The organism is Telluria sp. ZB4P37 (assembly GCF_059685855.1).
Window position 1 is genome coordinate 50,769 of record NZ_JCASID010000018.1, and the last position, 20,220, is coordinate 70,988.

Annotated in this window: 16 protein-coding genes; 1 reads left to right on the top strand and 15 read right to left on the bottom strand. The window is 62.2% G+C overall.

All coding sequences use genetic code 11. The features are described 5' to 3' along the window. Positions 1-33: 33 nt before the first annotated feature. From AC56K1_RS20945 to AC56K1_RS21015, 15 genes are all read right to left on the bottom strand, one after another. Positions 34-1,047 (bottom strand): XdhC family protein, encoded by a 1,014-nt coding sequence (locus tag AC56K1_RS20945; RefSeq protein WP_497159716.1) that lies wholly within the window; start codon positions 1,045-1,047, stop codon positions 34-36. A gap of 153 nt (positions 1,048-1,200) precedes the next feature. Then, complete coding sequence (locus AC56K1_RS20950; RefSeq protein WP_497159717.1) at positions 1,201-2,286, bottom strand: M48 family metallopeptidase; 1,086 nt, start codon at positions 2,284-2,286, stop codon at positions 1,201-1,203. Between the two features lie 25 nt (positions 2,287-2,311). After that, positions 2,312-2,761, bottom strand: a complete 450-nt coding sequence (gene dut / locus AC56K1_RS20955; RefSeq protein WP_497159718.1) for a dUTP diphosphatase — start codon at positions 2,759-2,761, stop codon at positions 2,312-2,314. Between the two features lie 17 nt (positions 2,762-2,778). After that, positions 2,779-3,999: a bifunctional phosphopantothenoylcysteine decarboxylase/phosphopantothenate--cysteine ligase CoaBC gene (coaBC, locus tag AC56K1_RS20960; protein ID WP_497159735.1), complete on the bottom strand. Its 1,221-nt coding sequence runs from the start codon at positions 3,997-3,999 to the stop codon at positions 2,779-2,781. A 33-nt stretch (positions 4,000-4,032) separates the two neighbouring features. Continuing rightward, entirely contained in the window at positions 4,033-4,560 is a 528-nt protein-coding gene (gene lspA, locus AC56K1_RS20965; protein WP_497159719.1) for a signal peptidase II, read from the bottom strand. A 77-nt stretch (positions 4,561-4,637) separates the two neighbouring features. Further along, positions 4,638-7,529, bottom strand: a complete 2,892-nt coding sequence (ileS, locus tag AC56K1_RS20970; protein WP_497159720.1) for an isoleucine--tRNA ligase — start codon at positions 7,527-7,529, stop codon at positions 4,638-4,640. Positions 7,530-7,603: 74 nt separating this feature from the next. Then, positions 7,604-8,575 carry a bifunctional riboflavin kinase/FAD synthetase gene (locus AC56K1_RS20975; protein WP_497159721.1) on the bottom strand — a complete coding sequence of 324 codons (972 nt, stop codon included), beginning with the start codon at positions 8,573-8,575 and terminating at the stop codon, positions 7,604-7,606. Positions 8,576-8,900: 325 nt separating this feature from the next. Then, positions 8,901-10,127 (bottom strand): tetratricopeptide repeat protein, encoded by a 1,227-nt coding sequence (locus AC56K1_RS20980; RefSeq protein WP_497159722.1) that lies wholly within the window; start codon positions 10,125-10,127, stop codon positions 8,901-8,903. Positions 10,128-10,195: 68 nt separating this feature from the next. Beyond that, positions 10,196-10,627, bottom strand: coding sequence for an ExbD/TolR family protein (locus AC56K1_RS20985; RefSeq protein ID WP_497159723.1), 432 nt, complete (start codon positions 10,625-10,627; stop codon positions 10,196-10,198). An 80-nt stretch (positions 10,628-10,707) separates the two neighbouring features. After that, positions 10,708-11,136 carry an ExbD/TolR family protein gene (locus AC56K1_RS20990; protein ID WP_489872118.1) on the bottom strand — a complete coding sequence of 143 codons (429 nt, stop codon included), beginning with the start codon at positions 11,134-11,136 and terminating at the stop codon, positions 10,708-10,710. 3 nt (positions 11,137-11,139) lie between these two features. Further along, entirely contained in the window at positions 11,140-12,084 is a 945-nt protein-coding gene (locus AC56K1_RS20995; RefSeq protein ID WP_497132998.1) for a MotA/TolQ/ExbB proton channel family protein, read from the bottom strand. Between the two features lie 84 nt (positions 12,085-12,168). Next, complete coding sequence (locus AC56K1_RS21000) at positions 12,169-12,828, bottom strand: energy transducer TonB (protein ID WP_497159724.1); 660 nt, start codon at positions 12,826-12,828, stop codon at positions 12,169-12,171. Between the two features lie 869 nt (positions 12,829-13,697). After that, positions 13,698-15,221: a SpoVR family protein gene (locus AC56K1_RS21005; protein ID WP_497159725.1), complete on the bottom strand. Its 1,524-nt coding sequence runs from the start codon at positions 15,219-15,221 to the stop codon at positions 13,698-13,700. A gap of 29 nt (positions 15,222-15,250) precedes the next feature. After that, entirely contained in the window at positions 15,251-16,522 is a 1,272-nt protein-coding gene (locus AC56K1_RS21010) for a YeaH/YhbH family protein (RefSeq protein ID WP_497159726.1), read from the bottom strand. Positions 16,523-16,712: 190 nt separating this feature from the next. Next, a complete protein-coding gene (locus AC56K1_RS21015) occupies positions 16,713-18,635 on the bottom strand; it encodes a PrkA family serine protein kinase (RefSeq protein ID WP_497159727.1) in 1,923 nt (640 codons plus the stop codon). A gap of 574 nt (positions 18,636-19,209) precedes the next feature. Here AC56K1_RS21015 and AC56K1_RS21020 point away from each other — a divergent pair. Further along, positions 19,210-20,217, top strand: a complete 1,008-nt coding sequence (locus AC56K1_RS21020; protein WP_497159728.1) for an adenosine deaminase — start codon at positions 19,210-19,212, stop codon at positions 20,215-20,217. Positions 20,218-20,220 lie beyond the last annotated feature (3 nt).

Here is a 20,220-nt window from a genome sequence, read left to right on the forward strand (position 1 = left end):
CGATTTTTTTAGCGGCGGGCGCGATGGCCGGATTCAGGCCTCGCGCGCACAGACGGCGTTTGTGGGCGGCGCCAGTGCCGCCGCATGCGGCACCAGCAGCGCCGCCGGCACGCCGTTCTTCACGGCGGTCATCTCGGCCATAATCGAGATCGCGATCTCGCTCGGGGTCTTGCTGCCGATGTAGATGCCGACCGGCCCGTGCAGGCGCGCCAGCTGGGCGTCGTCGAGGTCGAACAGCTTGAGGCGCTCGCGCCGCTTCTCGTTATTCAGGCGCGAGCCGATCGCGCCGACATAAAAGGCCTCGGACTTGAGTGCTTCCATCAGCGCCAGGTCATCCAGCTTTGGATCGTGGGTGAGGGCGACCACCGCGCTGCGCGCATCCAGGCGTGCCTCGATCACCAGGTCGTCCGGCATGGCGTGCACCAGCTCCACGCCGGGCAGGTTCCAGCCGCTGCGGTATTCCTCACGCGGGTCGCACACGGTGACGCGGTAATCCATGCCGCTGGCCACCTGGGCCAGGAAGCGCGACAGCGGCCCGGCGCCGATGATGAGCAGGCGCCAGCGCGGGCCGTGGATGGTGGCCAGTACGCCGTCTTCGACGCGCTGGATGCTGCTTCCCGCGGCGCGCTCTAACGTGACCGCGCCGGTAGCCAGGTTCACGCGCCGTTCGACCAGTTCGCCCTCGCGCAGGCGCCCCAGGAGTTCATGGATGCGGCTGTCGCTCGATAGGGGTTCGATGGCCAGCTCGATGGTGCCGCCGCAGGGCAGGCCGAAGCGGTGCGCCTCGTCGGCGCTGATGCCGTAGCTGACGATCCTTGGCGCCGCCAGCTCGATGCCGTTTGCGCGCACGCGGTCGATCAGGTCGTCCTCGATGCAGCCGCCGGAGACCGAACCGACCACTGTGCCGTCGTCCCGGATGCCGAGGGTCGCGCCGATCGGGCGCGGGCTCGAGCCCCAGGTCTTGACGACCGTGACCAGCTGGCACCGGTGGCCCAGCGCGAGCCAGGCGTCGCAGGTCTTCAATACGTCGAGGTCGATACTGTCCATGATTGCGGGCCGCATGCACGGCGCCAGTGGTGAGATGGACCATGATACAAAAAATGGGGGATGCTTGCCGGTGACGGGCAGAACGCGCGCCGGCGGGAGGTGAGGCAAGAGGGGATCGTGGACGCCGGTAGCAGGCGTCCACGAGGGTGATACTTAGGGCGTCAGTGGCTGTTTCGCCGACTTCTTGGCCTTGACCTCGGCCACCGCCTTCTCGATCGCCGCGATGCGCTGCGCCATCGCCGGATGGTTCGCCGTGTGGCTGTTCAGGACCGTGGCCGGATAGGTGCCGAGGAAGCGCTTCCAGAACGCGGCCGCGCCGTCGATGCGGTAGTCGGCGCGCGCCAGCAGGTAGATTGCCAGCCGGTCGGCGGCCGCGTCGAGCGCCGTGGGCATTGGCTTGATGCCGCCGCTGCCGATCAGCATCGAGGTATCCGGCGAGATGTTCGTGAGGTTCTCGATAATGCCGCCGATGGTGCCCGCATTGCGCTGCGTGGCCGCGTGGCCGAGCATGTTATGCGCCATCGTGCGCGCGGTGACATAGGCCAGTTCGTCGTCGTTCTGGGCAAAGCCCATCATGCCGCGGGTGAGCATCACGCGCTGGCCGTCGGCGTAGGCGTTGACGTTGTCCGCGTTGCCCAGCTCGATGCCGAAGGCGCAGGCGCGGGTGACCGGGATGCTCAGGTCGCGCGACTTGCCGTTGCGTTCGACCGTCAGCGGCAGCGTGGCCTGCTTGGCCACGATCGGGCGGAAAACGGCGCCCGCCTGGGTCAGCGCGTTGGGGCCGGGCGGCAGCGGCGTGCCGCCCGCTGCCAGCAGTTCATCGCCCTGGCGCAGGCCGGCCTTGGCCGCGCCGCTGCCCACCAGCACGCTGGTGACCTGCAGGCGCTCGCCCATGCCCAGCACGGTGTGCGCGGCCTCGTTGTACTGGCCCGGATAGGCGTAGCGGTTCTTGGCCGTGAAGCCGAGCAGGTTGCGCGCGTGGCGGGTGCACAGTTCCGCGTTATCGATGAGCAGGGGAGCGGCGACCTTGTACAGGCGGTCTTGTAGCGCCGCCATCTTGGTCAGCGTCTCGGCTGCCGCCGTCATTTCCGGGGTGACCTGCGTGGCAGCGGGGGTAGCGGGGCCGAATGGGCCCGGCTGGCTGCCCGGGGCCGTCGGGCCTTGCGTGGCGCAGGCCGACAGCAGTGCGGCGAGCGTGGCGCCCAACGCAGCCTGGCGCAGGCGATGAATGCGGATCATGGTCCTCCTTGGTGCGTCTATGTTGTTATTGTTTGCCGGTGCTGCCGAATCCTCCGGCGCCCCGTTCGCTGGATGCGAACTCGTCTACCACGTTGAAGCCTACCTGCAGCACCGGCACGATCACGAGCTGGGCAAGCCGGTCCATCGGCTGCAGCGTGAAGGTGGAGTGGCTGCGGTTCCAGGTCGAGACCATCAGCTGTCCCTGGTAATCGGAGTCGATCAAGCCTACCAGATTGCCGAGAACGATGCCGTTCTTATGGCCGAGTCCACTTCGCGGCAGGATCATGGCGGCATAGCCCGGATCGCCGATGTGGATGGCCAGGCCGGTCGGCACCAGCACGGTCTGGCCGGGCTCGATCGTGAGCGGCGCGTCGACGCAGGCGCGCAGGTCCAGGCCCGCGCTGCCGGGCGTGCCGTAGCTGGGGAGCAGCGCCTTCATGCGGGGGTCGAGGATCTTGAGGTCGATGTTCTTCATGTTCTTGTTATGTTCGTTCAGGTCAGGAGCGAGCGCCGTTCCAGGCGCTTCGCGATTTCGGATACCAGCTGGCGCGCCAGCGTGAGCTTGTCGGCGCGCTCTAACAGGGTGTGGCCGGTGTCGTCGAACAGGATGATGGTGTTCTCATCCTGCCCGAAGGTCTGCGGCCCGATATTGCCCACCAGCAGTGGAATACCTTTTTTCTCGCGCTTGGCTGCGCCGAATTCCACCAGGTTCTCGGATTCGGCGGCAAAGCCCACGCAATACGGCCAGCCCGAGAGCGAGGTGGTGGCGGCCACCGAGGCCAGGATGTCGGCGTTCTGGACGAATTCCAGTTGGGGCGCAGCGCCATCTTCCGTCTTCTTCATTTTCTGGCCGCTGGCATTCGCCACGCGCCAGTCGGCTACCGCCGCCACGCCGATGAAGACGTGCTGTCCCTCTACCCCGGCCATGACCGCATCGTGCATCTGCTGCGCGGTGAGCACGTCGATGCGGCGCACGCCGTGCGGCGTCGGCAGAGCGGTCGGGCCGGATACCAGGGTGACTTCGGCGCCGGCTTCGCGCGCGGCGCGCGCTACCGCATAGCCCATCTTCCCGGACGAGAGATTGGTAATGCCGCGCACCGGATCGATCGGCTCGAAAGTAGGTCCGGCCGTGATCAAGACGCGCCGCCCGGCGAGCACCTTGTGCTGGAAGGAGGCGATCAGCTCTTCGACCAGCTCCTCGGGTTCGAGCATGCGCCCCAGGCCCGTTTCGCCGCAGGCCTGCGAGCCCGCCGCGGGGCCGAACAGGCAAATGCCGTCCTCGCGCAGGCGGGCGACGTTGCGGGCCGTGGCCGGATTCTCCCACATCTCGACGTTCATCGCCGGCGCCACCAGGAGCGGCACGTGGCGCGGGCGCGCCACGCACAGGGTCGAGAGCAGGTCGTCGCAGGCCCCATGCGCGAGTTTGCGCATGAAGTCGGCCGAGCAGGGCGCGATCAGCACCGCGTCGGCGTTGCGGGTGAGGTCGATGTGGGCCATGTTGTTGCTTATCCTCGGGTCCCACTGGTCGGTGAAGACCGGCTGGCCGGACAGCGCCTGCATGGTGACCGCGCCGATGAAGTGGGTGGCCGCTTCGCTCATCACCACCTGCACGCTCGCGCCCTGCTTGACCAGGGCGCGGCACAGTTCCGCCGCCTTGTAGCAGGCTACGCCGCCGGTCAGGCCGAGGACGATCTTCGTGCCCCTGAGGTCCATGTTCATGCTGCCTCCGTGCTCACAATGGTCTGGTTACGACTTGTTCACGCGCCGCAGTTCATCCATGATGAACAGCACCGCGCCGATCGAAATGCCGATGTCGGCGATGTTAAACGCCGGGAAGTGGCCCACGCCCTGCCAGTAGAAATCGAGGAAATCGATCACGTGGCCATAGGCCAGGCGGTCGATCAGGTTGCCGATGGCGCCGCCCATGATCAGGGCCAGCGCGAAGCAGAACAAGCGCTGGCTGGCGTGCTTCTTCATCAGGTAGAGCATGAAGCCGACGGCGACGACCGCGATACCGGTGAAGAAATAGCGCTGCCAGCCGCCGGCGTCGCCCAGGAAGCTGAAGGCCGCGCCCGGGTTATACACCTTGATCAGGTTGAAGAAGCTGGTCATCGGCAGCGTCTCGCCATAGGCGAAGCTGCGCTCGACGGTGAGCTTGGTGACCTGGTCGAGGAGGACGACGAGCAGGGCGATGCCGAACCACGGCAGCAGGCTGGCCGAACTCTTGTAGACGGGCTTGGCGCCCAGGGGTGCGGTTTTCTTTTTGGTAGCCATGATAAATGTGTCGATACCCGCCATGCCGCTTTCAAAAGGCGGCATGGCGGTGGACCCCGTGAGGGGATGGTGGTTCGTTACGCGAACCGGCGCTGCTCGCCGCTGCCGAACAGATTGCTGGTGCAGCGGCCGCACAGGCCCGCGTGCGCGTGGTCGTGACCGACGTCGCGGCGGTAGTGCCAGCAGCGCTCGCACTTGGCCGCTTCAGACGGGGTCACGGCAACCGATTCGTTGGCGGCGTCTGCCACCTGCTCGACGCTGGCCTGAGAGGTGATGAAGACGAACTTCAGGTCGTCATCGAGGCTCGACAGCAGGGCGAACTTGTCGCCGGCCGCCTTGATGCTCAGTTCCGCTTGCAGCGAGGAGCCGATGGCGCCGGAAGCACGCACTTCCTCGAGCTGCTTGGTAACGTCGGTACGCACGTCGCGCAAGGCCGCGTACTTGGCCAGCAGCGCCTCGGCGTCCGCTAGAGGCGGGAAGGTCCACTGGGTCTGCGTGAAGATGGTCTCATCGCTGTCCGCATAGGCTTGGCTGTCCGCGAACACGGCCCAGGCTTCCTCGGCGGTGAACGACAGGATCGGCGCCATCACGCGCAGCAGCGACTGGGCGATATGCCACAGCGCGGTCTGGGCCGAACGGCGCGCGGTGGAGTCGATGCCGGTGGTGTACAGGCGGTCCTTCAGGATGTCGAGGTAGAAGCCGCCCAGGTCTTCCGAACAGTAGTTCTGCAGGCGGGACACCACCGGATGGAATTCGTAGCGCTGGAAGTGCGCGCCGATGTCCTTCTGCAGTTCGGCCATGGCGGCGATCGCGTAGCGGTCGATCTCGAGCATCCCGGCCACCGGCACGGCGTGCTGCGCCGGATCGAAGTCCGAGGTATTCGCCAGCAGGAAGCGCAGCGTGTTGCGGATGCGGCGGTAGGATTCGGTCACGCGCTTGAGGATCTCTTCGCTGATCGACAATTCGCCGGTATAGTCGGTCGAGGCGACCCACAGGCGCAGGATGTCGGCGCCCAGGGTGTCCGAGATCTTCTGCGGGGCCAGCGTGTTACCCAGCGACTTGGACATCTTCTTGCCATGCTCGTCGACCGTGAAGCCATGGGTCAGCAGCGCCTTGTAGGGCGGGCGGCCGTTGAGCATCGAGGAGGTGAGCAGCGACGAGTGGAACCAGCCGCGGTGCTGGTCCGAGCCTTCCAGGTACAGGTCGGCCGGGAAGGCGGACTGCTCGGCGTGCGAGCCGCGCAGTACGGTCTGGTGCGTCGCGCCCGAGTCGAACCAGACGTCCAGCGTGTCCTTGTTCTTTTCGTAGTGGTGCGCGTCTTCGCCCAGCAGGGTGGCCGGGTCCAGGATTTGCCAGGCGTCGATGCCGTTTGCTTCGATCAGCTTGGCCACCTGCTCCAGCAGTTCCGGGGTGCGCGGGTGCAGGTCGCCGGTTTCCTTGTGGATGAAGAAGGCCATCGGGACACCCCACTGGCGCTGGCGCGACAGGGTCCAGTCGGGACGGTTCTCGATCATGCCGTGCAGGCGCGCCTGGCCCCATTCAGGGAAGAATTTGGTGTCGGCGATGCCGGCCAATGCGGTCTCGCGCAGGCTCTTGCCGCCGTCTTTCGGGATCGTGTCCATGCCGGCGAACCACTGGGACGTCGCGCGGTAGACGATCGGGGTCTTGTGACGCCAGCAGTGCATGTAACTGTGGTCGAACATCTTCAGCTCGAACAGCGCACCGGCGTCGGTCAGCGCGGCGCAGATCGGCTTGGAGGCTTCCCAGATGGTCATGCCGCCGAACAGCGGCAGGTTTGGTGCAAAGCGACCGTCGCCCATCACCGGTTTGAGGATGTCGTCGTCCTTCATGCCGTGCGCCTTGCACGACTGGAAGTCTTCCAGGCCATAGGCCGGCGCCGAGTGGACCACGCCGGTGCCGCTTTCGGTGGTGACATAGTCGGCAAGGTAGACCGGCGAGGCTCGGTCGTAGAACGGATCGGCCGCGTACATCGGGTGCTTGAAATGCAGGCCGCCGAGTTTTTCGCCCAGGGTGGTGGCGATGGTCTTGCCTTCGAACTTGTAGCGCGCCAGCACGGATTCAACCAGGTCGGTGGCCAGGATCAGCAGCAGCGGCAGGCCGTCGCGCTCGGTCTGCACCAGCGAATAGCTCACTTCCGGATTCACGTTCAGGGCCTGGTTCGACGGGATGGTCCACGGGGTGGTGGTCCAGATCACGATGAAGCCATTGGCGGTCGGCAGTTCGCTCAAGCCGAAGGCGGCGGCGACTTTTTCCGGCTCCGCGAACGGGAAGCCGACGTCGATCGCCGGATCACGCTTGTCCTGGTATTCGACTTCCGCTTCGGCCAGTGCCGAGCCGCAGTCGAAGCACCAGTTCACGGGTTTCAGGCCACGGTAGACATAGCCCTTTTCCAGCAGCTTGCCCAAGGCGCGCAGCTCGTCGGCTTCGTTACCGTAGGCCATGGTCATGTACGGGTTTTCCCATTCGCCCAGGACGCCCAGGCGGATGAAGCCGGCGCGCTGGCGGTCGATCTGCTCAAGCGCATAGGCACGGGCCTTTTGCAGCACTTCCGCGGTCGGCAGGTTTTTTCCGTAGAGTTTTTCGATCTGGATCTCGATCGGCATGCCGTGGCAGTCCCAGCCCGGCACGTAAGGCGCATCGAAGCCGGCCATGGTGCGCGATTTCACGACCATATCCTTCAGGATCTTGTTGACCGCGTGGCCCAGGTGGATGTCACCGTTCGCATACGGCGGACCGTCGTGCAGGATGAATTTCGGGCGGCCGGCGGATGCCTTGCGGATGCGGTGGTAGAGCTTTTTTTCTTGCCATTGCTTGACCCAGCCCGGTTCGCGCTTGGCGAGGTCGCCGCGCATCGGGAAGGGGGTATCGGTCATGTTGACCGGGTATTTGCTCTCAGGCTTCTTGGCCGCCTTCGGCGCGGCGTTCTGGACAGGTTTGGTATCGGACATAGGGTTCTTTTCTAGGGGATTCGGATCAGGGTCGCGGCAGGGCCGCGGACAGCGCTCAAGGGGTCAAGGCGGCGTCAAATTCGGTCGGTCGCGGTCAGCGCGCCGTTGCGGTGCGCGAACCAGGCGCGCGCCTGCACGACGTCGCGTTCGATCGCGTCGGTGAGGGTGGGCAGGTCGACGTATTTTTCTTCGTCGCGCAGCTTGGCGAGGAATTCCACCCGCACCAGCTTGCCGTAGGCGGAGGCCTGGTAATCGAAGACATGCACCTCGAGCAGCATGCGGCCGGCGTCCTCGACGGTAGGTCGCACGCCGAGGCTGGCGACGGCCGGCAGCGGCCCGTCGGCCAGGCCATGCACCTGCACCACGAAGATGCCGCATAGGGCAGGGCGGTGCGCGACGCGCAGGTTCAGGGTCGGGAAACCGAGCGTGCGGCCGAGCTTCTGGCCGTGGATCACATGGCCCGACATGGTATAGGGGTGGCCCAGCAAGTCCTGGGTGGCGTCGAAGTCGCCCAGGGCCAGCACTTCGCGCACGGCCGACGAGGAGATGCGGCGCTCGCCATGCAGCACGGCTTTCAATGTCTCGACCCGGAAGCCGAATTCGCGGCCGGCTTCTTGCAGCATCGCGATGTCGCCAGCGCGCCTGGCGCCGTAGCGGAAGTCGTCGCCGACCATCAGCCATTTCACGTGCAGGCCGTCGACCAGCACGCGCTTGACGAAGTCGTGCGGGGCCTGGGCAGCGAAGTGTTCGTTGAAATGCTCGACGATGACGCGGTCGATGCCGGAATCGGCCAGGTCGCTGAGCTTGTCGCGCAGGTTGGCGATGCGGGCGGGGGCTTTCGACAGGTCGTTCGCGCGCTGGGCGAAGTATTCGCGCGGGTGCGGCTCGAAGGTCATCACGGCGGCTTCGATTCCCAGATTCGCTGCGGCGCCGCGCACGTGGGCCAACAATGCCTGGTGGCCGCGGTGGACACCGTCAAAGTTGCCGATCGTGAGGGCGCAGGGTGCGCGCGCCCTGTCGTTGGGAAGTCCGCGAAATACCTTCATCAATGGTTCCAGTTGCGCAGCCGGCCGCTCCGGCGCGAAATGCAGATTATACGGTAACTCGGATGTTGCACAGCAACGTGGGGTCTAGCTGCCATTGACTCGAATTTGTGGCGTGGGCGGCTCTCCCGCCCACGCGGTGATAGGTAGAGGCTGAAACTCCGCAACAGGGCCGGCACTGGTTGAACGCGTGGGGTAGGTAAAACAGTCCAGTGGACTGCTTTACGCCCCCCCTTCGGTTTTGGACTACGCACGAAGTACCGGCGTTTGTTGGGCACAAAAAAAACGCCGCCTGCGAACAGGCGGCGCTTCATGACTGCTTGCTCGCTTAAGCGATCGGGCGGTTGATTGCCATGATCCAGTAGCGGGCCAGGTCAGCAGTGCCTTCCTTGCCGCCGACCGATTTCAGGGTGTTGATGGCTTGCTGCTTCTTGCCGGCTGCGGCGTAGGCTTCGCCCAGGCGCAGCTTGGCTTCGTCGGCATAGCGCAGGCCACCGGCCTTGACCGCGTTTTCCATCATCTTCAGGCCCTTGTCGGCCTGGCCAGCCTGCACCAGCGAATAACCGAGACCGACCAGCGCGTCGTTGTCCTTGGCTGCCGTGTATTCGGCTTCCAGGGCAGCGACGTTCTTGTTCTGCTCAGCCAGGTTCTTCTCGGCCAGTTCCTTCAGGCGCTGGTGACGCGCAGCGTCGGCGCCGGTGCCCAGGGCGCCGGCCTTGTAGCCCTTGTCGATGACCTTCAGGGCTTCAGCCGGAGCCTTGGCCTGCAGGACGAGCTGGGCCATTTCCATGAATTCGCTCGGCTTCTTCAGCAGGTTGTTGGCCAGCTTCAGGCGGTAGATGTCGACCGACAGGCGGCTGCTCGAGAAGCCTGGCTTGCCCTGCACGCGGTTGAGCAGGTCGGTCCAGTACTGGGCCTTCGGGTAGTTCGAGGCCAGCTTTTCGATGGTGGCGACGTAGCCAGCCTTGTCATTCTTCTTCAGCTGGATGTTCGCCAGCATGCCGAGTTCGTCTTCGCTCAGGCGACCGCTTTTCTCGGCGTTGCGCAGTTCCTGCTCAAGCGCGGCAACATTGCCCTGCTTGTAGTAGTTCTGCATCAGGTAAGCGCGCAGCTTCGGATCGTTGCCGTTCTTGAGCAGCTTCTGGATGGTGGCGTTCGCCTTGTTCAGGTCGCCGGCGCGCATGTAGATGCCGACCAGGCCTTCCGAGAACTGCGAGCGCTCGCCGGCGTTGAGCTTGCCGGAGTCGAGCAGGGCTTCGAACGATCGGGCAGCGGTGCTCCAGTCGCCGGCCGACGAGGCCGCCGACGCGCGCACGCGCTCGATCAGGAAGCGTTCGTTGTCGTCCTTTGCCGCCTTGTCCGCGTCGCGCAGGGCTGCCAGGGCACCCTTGTGGTTGCCTTGCTTCATCAGCGATTGGGCTTGCTGGAGTGGCTTGCCGATTTCGGCGCGCAGGACCGCGGCGTGCACAGGCGCGAGACCGGTGACCGGTACGGCAGCGGTGAAGCCGATGGCGGCCAGTGCGAGGCCCAGGTGTGCGAGACGGAATTTAATCATATGAAAATATCCTTCTTTAAAAGGGACACGGCAGGGAAACCCTGCCGTGTTGGTCATACATGCATCGATTACTGGAACTGCTCGTTACCGACCATGCCGATCTTGGTGACGCCGAGGCGTTGGGCAGTTGCCATGACACCGGCAACGACCTTGTACTCGACCAGCTTGTTCGGACGCAGGTGCACTTCCGGCTGATCTGCCAGCGCCGCAACGCCGTTCATCTTGGCTTCCAGGGCTGCACGATCTGGAATGACTTCACCGTCCCAGAGGATGGTGCCGTCAAAGTCCACATCGATCGTTACGACCACTGGCTTCACATTCGATGGCGGCGGGGTACCGACCGGCATGTTCAGGTTGACCGAGTGGTTTTGCTTCGGAATCGTGATAATCATCATAATGATCAGAACGAGCAGGACGTCGATCAGCGGCGTCATGTTCATTTCCATCATCGGTTCCGGATCAGCTCCTTTTGCGGAGCCCGAACCCACGTTCATGCTCATGGTGTTTCCTTTTCAAATGTTGGGTAACGGACGCGGCGCCGAATCCTGTTCCAGGAATCCGGCACCGCGGACAGGCGCTGTTAGCCCTTGTCAGGTGGTTCGATAACGAAACCGACCTTCTGAATCCCAGCACGCTGAGCCGTGTAGATGACCCGGCCGATTGCCTCGTAGCGGCTAGCCTGGTCGCCACGCACTTTCACAGCGGGTTGCGGCTGCTTCACCGACTGCTCCGCGAGGAACTTGAACAGCTCGTCCGTGTTCGCGATGCGCGTCTGGTTGTAGTACATCTCGCCATCTTTGTTGATGGTGATGTTGACGTCTTCCGGCTTGGTCTTGGTGACCTGGTTCGACTCTGCAGGCAGGGCGACCTTCTGCAGGTTCAGAACCACCGGACTGGTGATCAGGAAGATGATCAGAAGAACCAACATGATGTCGACTAGCGGCGTCGTGTTGATCTCTGACATCACGGCATCTTCATCTCCGGAATCGGAGCCGACACTCATCGACATGACTTAACCAGCCTTCTTGGCGCCGGCAGCTGCGTTCGAGGTCGACATGGCGCCCGAGATCAGGACCGAGTGAACGTCAGCCGAGAACGAACGGACGTCTTCCATGACCGACTTGTTACGACGCACCAGCCAGTTGTAACCCAGGACCGCAGGAACTGCAACGAACAGACCGAATGCGGTCATGATCAGTGCTTCACCCACTGGACCTGCGACTTTGTCGATCGACGCGTTACCCGACATACCGATGGCGGTCAGCGCGTTGTAGATGCCCCAGACGGTACCGAACAGGCCGATGAACGGCGAGGTCGAACCGACGGTTGCCAGGAACGACAGGCCATCTTGCAGGCGCGACTGGACGCGGTCCACTGCGCGCTGGATCTGCATGGTGACCCAGGTCGACAGGTCGATCTGCTCGAGCAGAGCGCCGTCGTGGTGCTGGGTTGCCTTGGTGCCGGTTTCAGCGATGAAGCGGAATGGCGAGCCTTCTTTCAGCGATGCCGAACCAGCAGCGATCGATGGGGCTTTCCAGAACTTGGCCGAAGCTTCCTTCGACTGGCGCATGATCTTCTGCTGGTCGATCAGCTTGGTGATGATGATGTACCACGAACCGATCGACATCAGGGCCAGAATGATGATGGTGCCTTTGTTGACGAAGTCGCCTTCTTCCCACATGGCGCCGATGCCGTATGGGTTGTGGACTTCTTCCTTGGTGCCGGCAGCGTCGCCAGCCGGAGCGGCAGCTGCGTCAGCAGCCGGTGCGGCAGCTGCATCGGCAGCCGGTGCAGCAGCTGCATCGGCAGCCGGTGCTGCAGCCGCGTCAGCCGCAGGAGCGGTGGCGCCTGCGGCAGGAGCGTCAGCGAAGGCTGGTGCGGAGACCAGGGCCGATGCCGCCGTTACCGAGAACAGGACAGCCGCCAGCATAGCGGACAAACGGGTATTCTTAAACATGCTTCCTCCAAAAATATAAAATAGACAGTTCGCTGAACTTATAACAACGAAAATCAAAGATTGAGACGGTGTTCTGTCTCGGTTTTATTCCAGCGTCCAGACGTACTGCACCGCTGTCCACGCCTGTTGCGGCTGGCCATCAACCATGGCCGGCTTGAATCGGCATTTGCTCAGAGCCGTTTGGGCGGCTCGGTCCAGGTCGCGGAAGCCACTCGACTTCTGCAGTTTGGAATCCATCACGCGACCATCAGCACCAATCAGGAACTGCAGGGTCGTAGTACCGGTCTCTTCGTTACGCTGCGACGAACGCGGATATTCCGGGCGTGCGCAGGTGTTGAAGTCGGCCACTGCTTCGGTACGGCTCGGACCACGTGGCGCTGCTGGCGGAGCCGGCGGTGCTGGTGGTGCCGGCGGTGCCAGCGAAGTGGTCGGCGGCGGCGTGTTGGTTGCCGTCGTAATCGCATTTTGCGGCGGCGGAGGCGTCTGCACCTGCACTTCAACCGGTGGGATGAACGGCGGTGGCGGAGCCTTCATTTCCGGCGGTGGCGGCGGTGGCGGTGTGTCCGGCGGCGGCGGCGGCTTCACCTCTTCAATCAGTTTCGTTTCCACAGCCTCGGTTACCTTGTTAACGATCCGGGTGCCCAGGCCATTGACCACAGCCCAAGCTACCAGAACGTGCAACAGGATGACAATGGCGAGACCTGTGAAATTCTTTCCCGGGTTCTTCTCATGCGTAAAATTCATGCCATCTTTCTCCAATACCAACTCTTTTTTGTTGCCACTAAACCCACTCAACACGACAAAAACCTAGGGCCGCTTGCGGGAGATCAAAGAATTATACCTACGAATTCTTTTTTGGGCATACATTTTTGCATCCCCAAAAGAGTTCTATCTACCTGTAAAAACAGGCAAACAAGCTCATCTATACATGCGCGGCGCCAGCGTATTTGTGATCCAGAAAGCAAGGATGATTTGTAATTGTTTGTCGCAGTTCTCCTCCATGTGTGGATCGTCAGGCAGGAATGCCGCATTTGCCAAATTTTTGACGCCTAAATCGGCTACTGGCAAATTTTATATAATCAACTTCTGATCTTTCTGCAAACTATAGCCAGTTTTATGAAACCCGTGCGTACTGTTGACCTGCCAAAAACGGACCGCTCCCTGCTATAAGCCATAGCCGAAAGTGATGGGCAAAACGCGTCTTGATATGCATCAGTAGTGCGAACGGCAAGCATTCGGCTCCGCCATCGCGACGTTTGCATAGCAAAACTACATGACATCAAGGGATTTGAACAGTGTGTTAGCGCACCCAGGCGCAAAAAAATTGCGGAGAGGTGGACGTCAAGGCGGGGGGTGGGTGGTAACGCCACCGGGGATGCCAAGGAAAAAAGTGTAATGGACAACAGTAGCCTGTCCGACCCGATCGTCCCGGCCCGGTGGTATCAGAAGGAAGGCGCGGTCGGCAGAAGCCCGGCATTCCCGCTGCCGCTTTCATGCGCTGAGAACAGGAAGGATGCCGCCAGCACTTCCCGAACGCAAGGAAGAAAAGACGGAAAACCGAAGGATTGCCGCGTCCGCCACCAAAGGGCGGCGGATCGGCAGAGCAGAAAGCCTCAGCGGCCGCGCTTTTCGCGGCGGCACTCCAGGAAACTGACCACATGGCCGCTCGGGTCCACGGTTTCCAGGCGCACGTCGAAGCCCCACAGGCGGGCCACGTGCTTCAGTACTTCCTGGGCCTGCTGGTTCAGCGGGCGCCGGTTGAACTGGGTGTGGCGCAGGGTCAGGGCGCGGTCGTCCCGGGTATTGACCTGCCAGACCTGGATATTCGGCTCGCGGCTACCGATGTTGTACTGCTCGGCAAGCTTGTGGCGCACGTAGCGGTAGCCTTGTTCGTCGTGGATCGCCGAAATTGTCAGCTTGTCGCTGCGGTCGTCGTCGAGTACGGCGAAGAAGTGGAAATCGCGGATCAGCTTGGGCGACAGGTATTGGGCGATGAAACTTTCATCCTTGAAGTTGCGCATCGCAAAATCGAGGGTCTTGACCCAGTCGCTGCCGGCCATGTCCGGGAACCAGGCCCGGTCTTCATCGGTCGGCTCTTCGCAAATGCGCCGAATGTCGGTCATCATCGCAAAACCCAGCGCATACGGATTAATGCCACTGTAATAGGGGCTGGTCGCCGGCGGCTGGTAGACCACATTGGTGTGGCTCTGCAGGAATTCCAGCATGAAGCCGTCGCCGACGATGCCTTCCTTGTACAGGTCTTGCAGGATGGTGTAGTGCCAGAAGGTGGCCCAGCCTTCGTTCATCACCTGGGTTTGGCGCTGTGGATAGAAATACTGCGAGATCTTGCGCGTGATCCGGACCAGTTCGCGCTGCCAGGGCTCCAACAGGGGGGCGTACTTCTCGATGAAATAGAGCAAATTCTCTTCGGGTTCGGGCGGGAAGCGCACCGGCGCCGCATCCATCACCTGTTCCTCGCGCAGCGGCAGGGTGCGCCAGATGGAGTTGACCTGCGACTGGGCATACTCCTCGCGCTCTTTCAGGCGGGCCTTTTCTTGCGCCACTGACAGCTTGGCGGGACGCTTGTAGCGATCCACCCCGTAGTTTTGCAGGGCGTGGCAGGAATCGAGCAGGTCTTCGACCGCATCGATACCGTAGCGCTGCTCGCACTCGGCGATATAGTTCTTGGCAAACACCATGTAGTCGACGATCGCGTCGGCATCGGTCCAGGTACGGAACAGGTAATTGCCCTTGAAGAAGGAATTGTGCCCATAGGCAGCATGGGCAATCACCAGCGCCTGCATGGTCAGGCTGTTTTCCTCCATCAGGTAGGCGATGCAGGGATTCGAATTGATGACGATCTCGTAGGCCAGGCCCATCTGGCCGCGCTTGTAGCTTTTCTCGGTGGACAGGAAATGCTTGCCGAAGGACCAGTGGTTATAGGACACCGGCATGCCGACCGAGGTGTAGGCGTCCATCATCTGCTCGGCGGTGATGATCTCGAGCTGGTTCGGGTAGGTGTCCAGGTTGTAGCGCTTGGCCACCCGCTTGATTTCGTCGTGCGCCTGCTCGATCAGGTCGAACGTCCATTCGGACTGTTCGGGCAGGGCGCGCGGGTTGTTCGGGTCTCGTGGCATGGGTGCCTCCGTATCTTCTGGGGTCGTGCTTACTTCGGCTGTTTCTTGAACAGCTCGCGGAAGACCGGATAGATGTCGGCCGGCGTGACGATCTTCTGCATGGCGAAATTCTTGTGGTGGTCGGCCACCTCGCAATATTGCTCCCACAGGTTCTGCGGCGGGCCGTCGGTGATCTCGACATAGGTGTAGTACTGGACCCGCGGCATGATGGCGTTGCTCAGGATCTGCTTGCACAGCACCGAATCGTTGTCCCAGTTGTCGCCGTCGGAGGCCTGGGCCACGTAGGTGTTCCAGTCGGCGCTGCCGTAACGCTCGGAAATCACTTTCTGCAGCAGGTGCAGGGCCGAGGACACCACGGTGCCGCCGGACTCGCGCGAGTGGAAGAATTCGTTCTCGTCGACCTCGGCCGCGGCCGTATGGTGGCGGATGAAGACCACTTCGATCTTTTCGTACACGCGTTTGAGGAACAGGTAGAGCAGGATGAAGAAGCGCTTGGCGGTATCTTTGCGGGTTTCGTCCATCGAGCCCGAGACGTCCATGATGCAGAACATCACCGCCTGGGTGCTTGGCTTGGGCACCTTGATCCGGTTCGAATAGCGCAAATCGAAGGGGTCGATGAAGGGGATCGCATTCAGGCGAATGTGCAGGTGGTGGATGCGCTCTTTCAGCTCCACCACCATCTCGTCGTCGGCGGGAGCACCGGCGTCCAGCAGCAACTGCAATTCTTCCTCGGCTTCCTTGAGCTGGCGCCGGGCCGGGCCGCCGACGGCGATGCGGCGGCCGAGTGCGCCGCGCAGCGAGCGCAGCACGTGGATGTTCGATGGCGTGCCGGACACGTTGTAGCCGGCGCGCTGACTCTTGAATTCGACGGTCTGGGCGAGCTGGGTCTTGACCATGTTCGGCAGCTCGAGATCTTCGAAGAAATAGTTCATGAATTCTTCGCGCGACAGCTCGAAAATGAAATCGTCTTCGTTGGTCTGGTCGCTGTTGCCGGCGCGGCCGCGCCCGGCGCCGCCGCCACCGCTGCGGGGGCGGTTGAACTGGTCGCCTTTCTGGTATTCGGTATTGCCGGGGTTGACCGTTTCCCAGACGCCGCCATGGGCATGGCCAAAATGCGGCTCGTTCACGTCCTTGACTGGAATCGTGACCTTCTCGCCGTTCTCGATGTCGGTGATCGAGCGGCCCTTGATCGCGCGGCCGACTGCATCCTTGATTTGCGCCTTGTAGCGGCGCAGGAAGCGTTCGCGGTTGACCGCTGACTTGTTCTTGCCCTGCAAGCGACGGTCGATGAGGTAAGTCAAAACAGGCCTCCCTGGAAACACGCGGGGTACCGGCAAGCTCCCGGTGCCCTTATCTTAATACGCTGCGCGATTGTGCGTACGGCGCACATGCCAACGAAGCCGAAGGTCCGGGGCGGGGCCTGCGCCGCCGCCGGGCGGCCTCGTCAAGCATACATCGCGGGGCGTGCCAGGCGTGCCCCGCGCTCCTCCCTTACGACGACTTCCTTACGCGCAAGTACCATTCGCAGAGCAGGCGCACCTGTTTCGGCGTATAGCCTTTCTCGACCATGCGGGCCACGAAGTCGGCATGCTTGTTGGCATCCTCGGCGCTCGCTTTGGCATTGAAGGAAATCACCGGCAGCAGTTCCTCTGTGTTCGAGAACATTTTCTTCTCGATCACGCTACGGAATTTCTCGTAGCTGGTCCATGCCGGATTCTTGCCGGCATTCGTGGCCCGCGCACGCAGGCTGAAGTTGACGATCTCGTTGCGGAAATCTTTCGGGTTCGAGATGCCGGCCGGCTTCTCGATCTTCTCGAGTTCGGCATTGAGCGATTCGCGGTCGAAGCTTTCGCCGGTGTCCGGATCGCGGAACTCCTGGTCCTGGATCCAGAAGTCGGCAAAGGTCACGTAGCGATCGAAAATGTTCTGGCCGTATTCCGAATAGCTTTCCAGGTAGGCGGTCTGGATTTCCTTGCCGATGAAATCGACGTAACGCTGCGCCAGGTGCTCCTTGACATACGACAGGTAGCGCTGTTCGGTCTCCGGCGGGAACTGCTCGCGCTCGATCTGCTGTTCGAGCACGTACAGCAGGTGCACCGGGTTGGCCGCCACTTCGGTATTGTCGAAGTTGAAGACCTTGGACAAAATCTTGAACGCAAAGCGCGTCGACAGCCCGTTCATGCCTTCGTCCACGCCGGCGTAGTCGACGTATTCGTGCAGCGACTTGGCCTTGGGATCGGTGTCCTTCAGGTTCTCGCCGTCGTAGACCAGCATCTTGGAATAGACGCTGGAATTCTCGGGATCCTTCAGGCGCGACAGGATGGCGAACTGAGCCATCATGCGCAGCGTACCCGGGGCGCAGGGCGCCTTGTCGAGCGAGGAGTTGTGCATCAGCTTGTCGTAAATCTTGATCTCGTCCGACACGCGCAGGCAGTAAGGCACCTTGACGATATAGATGCGGTCGAGGAAAGCCTCGTTGTTGCGGTTGTTGCGGAAGGTCTTCCACTCGGACTCGTTCGAGTGCGCCAGCACGATGCCTTCGAAGGGAATCGCGCCGAAGCCTTCGGTGCCCTTGTAGTTGCCCTCTTGCGTGGCCGTCAGCAGCGGGTGCAGCACCTTGATCGGCGCCTTGAACATCTCGACGAATTCCATCAGGCCCTGGTTGGCCAGGCACAGGCCGCCGGAATAGCTGTAGGCGTCCGGATCATCCTGGGCATAGTCTTCGAGCTTGCGGATGTCGACCTTGCCGACCAGCGAGGAAATATCCTGGTTGTTTTCGTCGCCCGGCTCGGTCTTGGAAATCGCGACCTGCTTCAGGATCGAAGGATAGCGCCGCACGACGCGGAACTTGTTGATGTCGCCGCCGAACTCATGCAGGCGCTTGACCGCCCACGGGCTCGGGATCGCGCGCAGGTAGCGGCGCGGGATGCCGTAGTCTTCCTCGAGGATGGTGCCGTCCTCGAGTTCGTTGAACAGGCCGAGCGGCGATTCGTTGACGGGCGAACCCTTGATCGCATAGAAGGGCACGTGCTCCATCAGGCTCTTGAGCTTTTCCGCAATCGACGATTTGCCGCCGCCGACCGGGCCGAGCAGGTAGAGGATCTGCTTGCGTTCTTCCAGGCCTTGCGCCGCGTGGCGGAAGTAGGAGACCACCTGCTCGATCACTTCTTCCATCCCGTAGAACTCGCGGAAGGCCGGATAGATCTTGATGACCTTGTTCGCAAAAATGCGCGACAAACGCGGGTCGAGGCGGGTGTCGACCAGGGTAGGCTCGCCGATGGCGGCCAGCATGCGTTCCGGGGCGGTGGCATAGGTGAGAGGATCCTGTTTGCACAATTGGAGGAACTCCGACATGGAATATTCCTCTTCCCGGGTGCGCTCGTAGCGGGCTGCGTAGTTGTCAAAGATGCTCATTTCGAATGTCCTTTATGTACAAACAGCATGTGCTAACAACGATCACTGTCATTGCAGCCGAATTGTCAAAGGCAGCCTTGGCCCCGGGGTTTTTTTGGCGTTGCTCCTAGTCGGTCGCCCGCATGCGGAACCGGGGTGGCCGGTGCCGCCGATGCTGCGATTTTTTTGTTATTGGCCCGGAATGGTTTCCGGTCTCCCGCTGTTGGAGAGCGTCTTTTTTTGCGTTTGTGAAATTTATTATGTGCCTAATAGTTCCCGAAGTCAAAGCGTGTCGTGCAAGCTGATGTAAGTTATGTAAGTGCTTGAATCGAATAAGGAAAGAAGGTTTTTGCAGGGTGGCGGAAAGGCTACAAAACGACCGTATTGTCTTCCCGTCATGGCGATCGATCGATGCCTGTGGACCTGCTTCCGGCCTGTCGTTTTTTTCGTGATCGCGAGCCGATACTGCACTGTATGCCCAAGCCGCGCCGCACGCAAATCGTGCCCGGGAAATGGCGGTTTTTCCTATGACGGAAAAGCCTTTGGCACGCATGCGTTACACTTGTCCACCACGCCTTGTCCCGCCGGAGAAACTATGCTGAACGACCAGCTGCGCCGCATTCTGCTAACCATGCCGAAGGCCGAATTACATATCCATATCGAAGGATCTTTGGAGCCAGAGCTGATATTTGAGCTGGCACAAAGAAACGGCGTCTCGCTACCCTATCCCTCGGTCGAGGCGTTGCGCGAGGCCTACGCTTTCAGCGACCTGCAGTCCTTCCTGGACATTTATTACGCCGGCGCCAGCGTGCTCCTGACCGAGCAGGATTTCTACGACATGACGGCTGCCTACCTCGCGCGCGCGCAGGCGGACAACGTGCGCCACACGGAGATCTTCTTCGACCCGCAGACGCATACCGCGCGCGGCGTGCCTTTCGAAACGGTCATCACGGGCATCTGGCGCGCCTGCCAGGACGCTCCCATCAGCGCCAGCCTGATCATGTGCTTCCTGCGCCACCTGTCCGAAGAAGAAGCGCTGGCCACGCTCGACGAGGCCCTGCCTTACCGCGACAAGTTCATCGGCGTGGGCCTGGATTCCTCCGAGGTCGGCCATCCGCCCGAAAAATTCGCGCGCGTGTTCGAGCGCGCACGCCAGCTCGGACTGCGCCTGGTGGCGCATGCGGGCGAGGAGGGCCCGCCCGCCTATATCGAAAGCGCGCTCGACGTCCTGCACGTCGAACGCATCGACCACGGCGTGCGCAGCCTGGAAAGCCCGGAATTGGTGGCGCGCCTGGTGCGCGAGGGCATGGCGCTGACCGTCTGCCCGCTGTCGAACATCAAGCTGCGCGTGTTCGACGTGATGGGGAGCCATAACCTGCGCGAGCTGCTCGACAAAGGCCTGGCGGCCACCGTCAATTCGGACGACCCGGCCTATTTCGGCGGCTACATGAACGACAATTTCATCGCCGCTTTTGAGGCCTTGCCGCTCGATGCCGGCCACGCGCGCCAGCTGGCGCACAACAGCTTTGCCGCTTCCTTCCTCGACCCGGAGCGCAAGCGCGCCTACCTGGCCGAAGTGGATGCCTTCTTCGCCAACGTATAAAGG

What these genes read in the sequence shown, in the direction of transcription:
- lspA (WP_497159719.1), bottom strand. Translation starts at nt 4,560, where the DNA reads ATGGCTACCAAAAAGAAAACCGCACCCCTGGGCGCCAAGCCCGTCTAC.
- AC56K1_RS21000 (WP_497159724.1), bottom strand. Translation starts at nt 12,828, where the DNA reads ATGAATTTTACGCATGAGAAGAACCCGGGAAAGAATTTCACAGGTCTC.
- AC56K1_RS20975 (WP_497159721.1), bottom strand. Translation starts at nt 8,575, where the DNA reads ATGAAGGTATTTCGCGGACTTCCCAACGACAGGGCGCGCGCACCCTGC.
- coaBC (WP_497159735.1), bottom strand. Translation starts at nt 3,999, where the DNA reads ATGGACCTCAGGGGCACGAAGATCGTCCTCGGCCTGACCGGCGGCGTA.
- AC56K1_RS21020 (WP_497159728.1), top strand. Translation starts at nt 19,210, where the DNA reads ATGCTGAACGACCAGCTGCGCCGCATTCTGCTAACCATGCCGAAGGCC.
- AC56K1_RS20950 (WP_497159717.1), bottom strand. Translation starts at nt 2,286, where the DNA reads ATGATCCGCATTCATCGCCTGCGCCAGGCTGCGTTGGGCGCCACGCTC.
- AC56K1_RS20980 (WP_497159722.1), bottom strand. Translation starts at nt 10,127, where the DNA reads ATGATTAAATTCCGTCTCGCACACCTGGGCCTCGCACTGGCCGCCATC.
- AC56K1_RS21005 (WP_497159725.1), bottom strand. Translation starts at nt 15,221, where the DNA reads ATGCCACGAGACCCGAACAACCCGCGCGCCCTGCCCGAACAGTCCGAA.
- AC56K1_RS21015 (WP_497159727.1), bottom strand. Translation starts at nt 18,635, where the DNA reads ATGAGCATCTTTGACAACTACGCAGCCCGCTACGAGCGCACCCGGGAA.
- ileS (WP_497159720.1), bottom strand. Translation starts at nt 7,529, where the DNA reads ATGTCCGATACCAAACCTGTCCAGAACGCCGCGCCGAAGGCGGCCAAG.
- AC56K1_RS20985 (WP_497159723.1), bottom strand. Translation starts at nt 10,627, where the DNA reads ATGAGCATGAACGTGGGTTCGGGCTCCGCAAAAGGAGCTGATCCGGAA.
- AC56K1_RS20945 (WP_497159716.1), bottom strand. Translation starts at nt 1,047, where the DNA reads ATGGACAGTATCGACCTCGACGTATTGAAGACCTGCGACGCCTGGCTC.
- AC56K1_RS20995 (WP_497132998.1), bottom strand. Translation starts at nt 12,084, where the DNA reads ATGTTTAAGAATACCCGTTTGTCCGCTATGCTGGCGGCTGTCCTGTTC.
- dut (WP_497159718.1), bottom strand. Translation starts at nt 2,761, where the DNA reads ATGAAGAACATCGACCTCAAGATCCTCGACCCCCGCATGAAGGCGCTG.
- AC56K1_RS20990 (WP_489872118.1), bottom strand. Translation starts at nt 11,136, where the DNA reads ATGTCGATGAGTGTCGGCTCCGATTCCGGAGATGAAGATGCCGTGATG.